This is a genomic window from Pseudoduganella sp. RAF53_2 (assembly GCF_052113985.1).
In the GTDB taxonomy this organism is placed as follows: Bacteria; Pseudomonadota; Gammaproteobacteria; order Burkholderiales; family Burkholderiaceae_D; genus Rugamonas.
In genome coordinates this window covers 1-7,089 of sequence record NZ_JBFRDW010000289.1, presented here as the reverse complement: position 1 = coordinate 7,089, position 7,089 = coordinate 1, and the positions used below count along the sequence as shown (strand labels likewise).

At 61.8% G+C, this 7,089-nt stretch carries 6 protein-coding genes and 1 pseudogene; 2 read left to right on the top strand and 5 right to left on the bottom strand.

What is annotated here, in order from left to right; all coding sequences use genetic code 11:
* From AB4Z11_RS17580 to AB4Z11_RS17565, 4 genes and pseudogenes are all read right to left on the bottom strand, one after another.
* Positions 1 to 481: pseudogene (locus tag AB4Z11_RS17580) on the bottom strand (dihydropyrimidine dehydrogenase); the annotation flags it as partial.
* Positions 482 to 536: 55 nt separating this feature from the next.
* Positions 537 to 2,039, bottom strand: a complete 1,503-nt coding sequence (locus AB4Z11_RS17575) for a CoA-acylating methylmalonate-semialdehyde dehydrogenase (protein WP_442026531.1) — start codon at positions 2,037 to 2,039, stop codon at positions 537 to 539.
* 15 nt (positions 2,040 to 2,054) lie between these two features.
* Positions 2,055 to 3,170: an alanine dehydrogenase gene (ald, locus tag AB4Z11_RS17570; protein WP_442026530.1), complete on the bottom strand. Its 1,116-nt coding sequence runs from the start codon at positions 3,168 to 3,170 to the stop codon at positions 2,055 to 2,057.
* A gap of 12 nt (positions 3,171 to 3,182) precedes the next feature.
* Positions 3,183 to 4,502: an aspartate aminotransferase family protein gene (locus tag AB4Z11_RS17565; protein WP_442026529.1), complete on the bottom strand. Its 1,320-nt coding sequence runs from the start codon at positions 4,500 to 4,502 to the stop codon at positions 3,183 to 3,185.
* A gap of 167 nt (positions 4,503 to 4,669) precedes the next feature.
* On the opposite strand from AB4Z11_RS17565, the gene AB4Z11_RS17560 reads away from it, so the two are divergent.
* On the top strand, positions 4,670 to 6,151 hold the full coding sequence (locus tag AB4Z11_RS17560; RefSeq protein WP_442026528.1) for an aminotransferase-like domain-containing protein: 1,482 nt from the start codon (positions 4,670 to 4,672) through the stop codon (positions 6,149 to 6,151).
* The gene (locus AB4Z11_RS17555) at positions 6,138 to 6,770 is read left to right on the top strand and encodes a TetR family transcriptional regulator C-terminal domain-containing protein (protein ID WP_442026527.1); all 633 of its coding nucleotides are present in this window, start codon (positions 6,138 to 6,140) and stop codon (positions 6,768 to 6,770) included. Before AB4Z11_RS17560 ends, AB4Z11_RS17555 begins: the two co-directional genes overlap by 14 nt.
* 27 nt (positions 6,771 to 6,797) lie before the next feature.
* Here the strand turns inward: AB4Z11_RS17555 and AB4Z11_RS17550 are convergent.
* On the bottom strand, positions 6,798 to 7,089 hold a 292-nt coding region (locus AB4Z11_RS17550), incomplete at its 5' end, for a hypothetical protein (RefSeq protein WP_442026526.1).

Sequence of the window (7,089 nt, the reverse complement as noted above, 5' to 3'; positions counted from 1 at the left end):
TCGCCAGGCGGTGCGCACAGGACAGGCCTGCCGGACCGGCGCCGACTACGGCGATCTTCTTGCCGGTGGAGGCGGCGCGCTTGAACGGGTGGCTCTCAAACGCCGCATGATCGAGCGCGTAACGCTGCAGCAGGCCAATCTTCACCGGCTGGCCTTCCGCATCGTGATTGCGCACGCAGGCGTCTTCACACAGGATCTCGGTCGGACAGACGCGCGAGCAGCTTCCGCCCAGGATATTCTGCTGCAGGATGCCGACCGCGGCGCCGTTGACGTTCTTTTCGTGGATGTTGCGGATGAAGCTTGCTACGTCAATGCCTGTGGGGCAGATGCGTGTGCACGGCGCGTCATAGCAATACAGACAGCGCGCGCTTTCAATCGCCGCCTGGCGTGCGTTCAGCGGTGGCGCGAGGTCTGTGAATTGTCCGGCCAGCTCTTCGTTCGTGGCTTTTGGCTGCGGTATGTATTTGAGTGACTCGATCATTGCCTCTTCCTCGCTACGTTTTGAACGGCGGATCGATGATCCGCCCTACGCTTGTTCACTTCATTTGTGGGAATGCAAATTGCGCGCCAGCGCTGGCGGTGTTCGGCCAGCGCTGCATCACGGCTTTGTGGCGCGTGTAGAACCGCACGCCTTCGGGGCCGTAGGCGTGGTGGTCGCCGAACAGGCTGCGCTTCCAGCCGCCGAAGCTGTTGAAGGCCATCGGCACCGGCAGCGGAACGTTCACGCCCACCATGCCGACATTGATCTGGCGGACGAACTCGCGCGCCACGCCGCCATCGCGGGTGAACACGGCGACGCCGTTGCCATATTCGTTCTTGTTAATCAGCTCCACGGCCGTGGCCACGTCAGGCAGGCGCACCACGCACAGCACCGGACCGAAGATCTCTTCCTTGTAGATCGTCATATCCGGCGTGACGTTGTCGAACAGCGTCCCGCCAATAAAGAAGCCGTTCGGACGCTCGGGTACTTTGTAGTTGCGCCCATCGACCACCAGCTTGGCGCCCTGCTCCACACCTTCGCCAATCAGGCGCTCGATGCGCTGCTTGGCGGCGGCCGTCACCACAGGCCCCATTTCGGCGTCGGACGCCATGCCGTCGCGCACTTTCAGTGCAGCGGTGCGCTTTTCCAGTGCGCCGATCAGCTTATCGGCCGCATCACCGACAGCTGCGACGACGGAGATTGCCATGCAGCGCTCGCCGGCCGATCCGAAGGCGGCGCCCATCAGGGCATCGACCGCCATGTCCATGTCCGCATCGGGCATCACGACCATATGGTTCTTTGCGCCGCCCAGCGCCTGCACGCGCTTGCCGTGCGAGGAGCCGCGCGAGTAGATGTACTCCGCAATCGGCGTGGAGCCGACGAAGCTCACCGCCTGCACTACCGGATGATCCAGCAGCGCATCCACCGCCACTTTATCGCCCTGCACCACATTGAATACGCCGTCCGGCAGCCCCGCTTCTTTCAGCAGGCGCGCGTGCAGCAGCGATGGCGACGGATCGCGCTCGGAAGGCTTCAGCACAAAGGTATTGCCGCAAGCGATAGCGATCGGGAACATCCACATCGGCACCATCACCGGGAAGTTGAATGGCGTGATGCCGGCAACAACACCTAGTGGCTGACGCATCGACCACGCATCGATGCCGCGCGCAATCTGGTCGGTGAATTCGCCCTTCATCAATTGCGGAATGCCGACGGCGAACTCCACCATCTCGATGCCACGCGCCACTTCACCCTGCGCATCGGAGAACGTCTTGCCGTGCTCGCGCGTCAGCAAGGCCGCGAATTCGTCCGTATGCTGCTGGCACAGTTGCAGGTACTTGAACAGCACGCGCGCGCGGGTCAGCGCCGGCGTGGCGGACCAGGAAGGGAAAGCCTTCTCGGCGGCCTTCACGGCCGCATCGACTTCTTCGGACGTGCCAAGCGCCACGCGGGCAACCGGCTCGCCCAGCGCGGGATTGAACACGTCGCCATAACGGCCACTGGCCGTGTCGACCTTCGTGCCGTTGATGAAATGGGTAATGGTATCGAGGTCGCTCATCTTGCTCTCTTCAATTCAACCCAGCAGGGAATCTGCCGGTACATAGGGATAGCCAAGTGCATGCGCCACCGCTTCATAGGTGACGTGGCCCTGGCATACATTCAGTCCGTCTTTCAGATGCGGGTTGGCCTTCATCGCTTTCGCCCAGCCTTTGTCCGCCAGCGCCAGCGCGTGGCCGATGGTGGCGTTGTTCAGGGCGAAGGTCGAAGTACGTGCCACAGCGCCCGGCATATTCGCCACGCAGTAGTGGATCACGCCATCGACCACAAACGTCGGATTCTCGTGCGTGGTCGCGTGCGAAGTCTCGAAGCAGCCGCCCTGATCGATCGCCACGTCCACCACCACGGAGCCCGCTTTCATGCGTGCCACCATGGCGCGCGTGACGAGCTTCGGTGCGGCAGCGCCGGGAACCAGCACGCCGCCGATCACCAGGTCCGCATCGGTTACCGCATCGTCGATCGTGTGCGCGTTGGAGAACATGGTCTGGATGCGATTGCCGTAAATGAGATCCAGCTGGCGCAGGCGGTCAACGTTCTTGTCCAGCACCGTCACGCGCGCGCCCATGCCAACGGCGATCTGCAGCGCGTTGGTTCCGACTACGCCAGCGCCGATAATCGCCACATGGCCCGGCGCCACGCCCGGCACGCCACCCAGCAGCAGACCCATGCCGCCTTTCGATTTCTCCAGATGCGCCGCACCCGCCTGAATCGACATGCGCCCCGCCACTTCGCTCATCGGCGCCAGCAGCGGCAAGCCGCCGTTTGGTCCGGTAATAGTTTCGTAGGCGATGCAGATGGCTTTCGAAGCCACCAGCGCCCTGGTTTGTTCCGGGTCTGGCGCCAGATGCAGGTATGTGTACAGGATCTGGTTCTCGCGCAGCATCGCGCACTCCTGCGGCTGCGGCTCCTTCACCTTCACGACCATCTCGGCACGCGCGAAGATTTCTTCCGCGGTGTCAACGATGGTGGCTCCGGAAGCCGCATACATTTCGTCAGTCAGTCCGATGGCTGCGCCCGCGTTGTGTTGCACCAGCACCTGGTGGCCGCGGAGTGTCAGTTCTTTTACGCTGGCCGGGGTAAGGCCAACGCGCGATTCCTGATTCTTGATTTCCTTCGGTACGCCTACCAACATGGTTTGTCTCCTCTAATCTAGATTTTTCAAAACCTTGGCGAGCTTTCCAAACAGTTCGTCGATGTGCTTCTTCTCAAAGGTCAGTGGAGGCGACAAAGCGATGATGTCGCCGGTAACGCGGATCAAGACGCCTTCTTCCGCGAATGCTTTCTTGAACGCGGCGTAAGCGCGCGCTCCGGGTTTTGCCGCAATGGGCGCCAGCTCGATGCCCGCCACCAGGCCGATGGTTCTGATGTCGATCACGTTCGGCAAGCCTTTCAGGGAGTGCACCGCATTTTCCCAGTAAGGCTGGACTTCTTTCGCGTGATCGAGGATGCCTTCGCTGTTGAATACATCCAGCGTGGCCAGCGATGCCGCGCAGGCGACCGGGTGGCCGGAGTAGGTGTAACCGTGGAACAGCTCAATGCCGGCCGGCGCTTCCATGAAGGCGTCGTGAATGAATTTCTTGCTGAAGACCGCGCCCATCGGAATGGTACCGTTGGTGAGTCCTTTGGYAGTGGTCATCATGTCCGGCTCGACGTCGAAATAGTCGACAGCGAATGGTGTGGTGAGGCGGCCAAAGCCGGTAATCACTTCATCGAAGATCAACAGGATGCCATGCTTGGTGCACAGCTCGCGCAGGCGCTTCAGGTAGCCCTTGGGCGGAATCAGCACGCCGGTAGAACCAGCCACCGGTTCCACGATCACGGCGGCGATGGTCGACGCGTCGTGCAGCGTAACGATGCGTTCCAGTTCGTCGGCCAGGTTGGCGCCGTGTTCAGGCTCGCCGCGCGTGAAAGCGTTCTTCTCGATATTGTGGGTATGCGGCAGATGGTCAACACCCGGCAACAGCGCGCCGTAGGGCTTGCGGTTGCCCGCGATGCCGCCGACCGAGATGCCGCCGAAGCCCACGCCATGGTAGCCGCGCTCGCGGCCGATCAAACGGGTACGGCTGCCTTCACCTCGCGCGCGGTGATACGCCAGCGCGATCTTCAATGCGGTGTCGACGGATTCGGAACCGGAGTTGGTATAGAAGACATGGCCGAACTTGTGGCCCGTATAGTCCATCAGTTTTTCGGCTAGGTCGAAAGCCGAAGGGTGTCCCATCTGGAAGGTGGGTGCGAAGTCGAGCTGGCCGACCATTTTGCGCACGGCGGAGACGATCTTCGGATGCGAGTGGCCGACAGGGACGCACCACAGGCCTGCGGTGCCGTCGAGAATCGGGCGGCCGTCCACGTCCTTGTAATAGACGCCTTCTGCGGACACCAGCAGCCGCGGGCTCGCTTTGAAGTCACGGTTGTTGGTGAAGGGCATCCAGAATGCGTCCATCGACTCTGGCCGGGTCTCGTTCATGTCGCGTCCTCCAAGGTTTTTGACGACTCTAAAAAAACTTTACCAGTTGGCAAAATCATGATGCAATAATAGACAGCCAAATAACTATGGCACATATACACATACGCGGAAACGATCCAACCGTACAGGTGGCAAAAACAGTACAGTTGAATATTGCGGAGACGAGGATGGACGACGCAGGTGTTGCGCTGAATCAAGGCATAAAGGCCTCGGGCGAGCCCGGCTGGCCCGTGTTGTCCATTGAGCGCGCACGCAAAGGCAGCCTGGTCGATCAGATCGTTGCGGCCATCAGCGCCATGGTCGGCAGCCGCGAGTTGCGCGTAGGAACGAAAATGCCGTCGGTGCGCCAATTCGCGAAGTGTAATGGCATCAGCACCTTTACAGTTGTCGAAGCCTATGACCGTTTGCTGACGCTGGGCCTGCTTTCTTCGCGTCGCGGTTCCGGATATTTTGTTGCGCGCCAGGATCTTCCTGCCCTGCTCGCGCCGGCAGCGCTGGCTACCGGGCCGGCGGCTGTCGACGCGCTCACGCCTGAACTGTATTCCGGCGCATCGGAAGCCCTGCCGGTCGGCGCGGGCTGGCTGCCGCCGGAGTGGTATGGCGAGGACACCATCCTCGACGCCGTGCGCCATGCCATGCGCATTCCCGCCACACGCTTGCGCGGATATGGCCATCCGCTGGGTTTCCCCAGCCTGCGCCAGTACATGGCCGCCACCATGTCGGAAGAACTATTCCCGCTCGAAGCAGAACAGGTGCTGCTCACGCACGGCGCCACGCATGCTTTCGACCTGATCCTGCGCACGCTCACCCGGCCGGGCGATACCGTGTTCGTTGAAGATCCGTGCTACAGCAACCTGCTGTCGCTGATCCGCCACCATGGCTGCAACGCGGTCGGCATTCCACGCGGCGAGCATGGACTGGACATGGAGTATCTCGCCGCACAGGCCAGGATCGCCCAGCCCAAGCTGATGTTCGTGAACACGGTTCTGCAGAACCCGCTCGGCACCTCGCTCACGCACGCGCAGGCGCATCGCTTGCTGGGTTTTGCAGAGCAGTTCGATTTCTGGCTGGTGGAAGACGACATCTACCGCGAGCTGACGCCGCGCGGTGAGGCGTCGCTGGCGGCAATGGACGGATTGCGGCGCGTGATCCGCGTCGGCAGTTTTTCGAAGACGCTGTCGCCTGTGCTGCGTGTGGGTTCCATCTGCGCGTCACAGTCGCTGCTGCCGGAACTGGTGCGCGTGAAGATGCTGGCGGGCCTCACCACTTCGGAGGTGAACGAGCGCGCCGTGTATCACGCGATCACGGCACGTCCCTACAAGCGCACCGTGGAAAAGCTGATCGCGCAGCTTGAAACGGGACGCGAGCGCACTATCGAAGCGCTGCGCGGTGTAGGCATGGCGCCGATTGCGCGTCCACGCGGCGGCATGTTCGTCAGTGCCAGCTGGCCTGAAGCGCCGAGCGCCGAATGGAACGGCAAGCTGGTGGCGGACCTTGCACTGAAATCCGGCATTCTTCTGGCGCCCAACGAATTCTTCATGCTGCGCGACAGCGAATCGATCTGGTTCCGCTTCAACGTGGCTTACAGCGACGATCCGCAATTGATCGACTTCCTTGCAAACGTCAGGAGAGCACATGGCATCGGCTAAACTGCGCCGCGTAATGAACCGTGACCGGCTGGAGGCGGACATCGCCGCCGAAGCCGTGAAAGTATTTGCCGAATGTGGCTACGAAGGCACGTCCGTCGCGGCCATCGCGGAGAACGCGGGCCTGTCCAAGCAGAATCTGATGTACTACTATCCCACCAAGCAGGTGCTGTATCAGCGCGTGCTGGACGATGTGCTGGACGACTGGCTGGAACGCATGGCCCACCTGGCCGATCCCGATCGCGAACCGCACGAGGTGCTGCGTGCTTACATCCAGGCCAAGCTGGCGTTCTCGCGCGAACAGCCGGCGGCATCGCGCGTGTATGCGATGGAAGTGATCAGCGGCGCACCGCTGTATGGCGACAAGATCCGCGAGCGCGTGGTGCCGCTGCTGCGTAAGGATATCGAGATCTTTGAAGGCTGGATCGCGGCAGGCAAGATCGCGCCGATCAACGCCACGCATCTGATTTTTTCCGTCTGGGCCATGACCCAATCCTACGCCGACTTCTCCGCCCAAATGGCGCTGGTACTCGACAAGCACGCGCTGACGGATGAAGATTTCACCGCCGCCGAAGACACCATCGTGCGCATGGTACTCGCCGCCATTCAGCCATCGTCGTGATCTGCACGCCGGCCACGCGCCACTTTCCTAGTTAGCCAGCAGCGCATCCGGCACAGTGGCCCCGGCCTTGCGGGACGCTTCCGCCAGCACGCGGATCTCGCGACGCATGTCTCCTGTCGCATCCGGCAGGGCCTTCGCTACGAACATGGCAGGTCCGTTATCGCGGCTCTTGGATTTGCGCATGACGTTCTTGAGTTCGGGCAGATCGCGCAACACCGCATCGAACTGGCTCAGGGCCTGGCCGAGCAGGGCCAGGCCTTCATTCAGCTGTGCAGGGTCGTTCGTCGCGCCGCTCGCCAGCGCTTTGCCAATAGTGGAA

Excerpts from the sequence above, each read along its gene's own strand:
- AB4Z11_RS17555 (WP_442026527.1), top strand. The coding sequence starts at position 6,138 with ATGGCATCGGCTAAACTGCGCCGCGTAATGAACCGTGACCGGCTGGAG.
- AB4Z11_RS17575 (WP_442026531.1), bottom strand. The coding sequence starts at position 2,039 with ATGAGCGACCTCGATACCATTACCCATTTCATCAACGGCACGAAGGTC.
- ald (WP_442026530.1), bottom strand. The coding sequence starts at position 3,170 with ATGTTGGTAGGCGTACCGAAGGAAATCAAGAATCAGGAATCGCGCGTT.
- AB4Z11_RS17560 (WP_442026528.1), top strand. The coding sequence starts at position 4,670 with ATGGACGACGCAGGTGTTGCGCTGAATCAAGGCATAAAGGCCTCGGGC.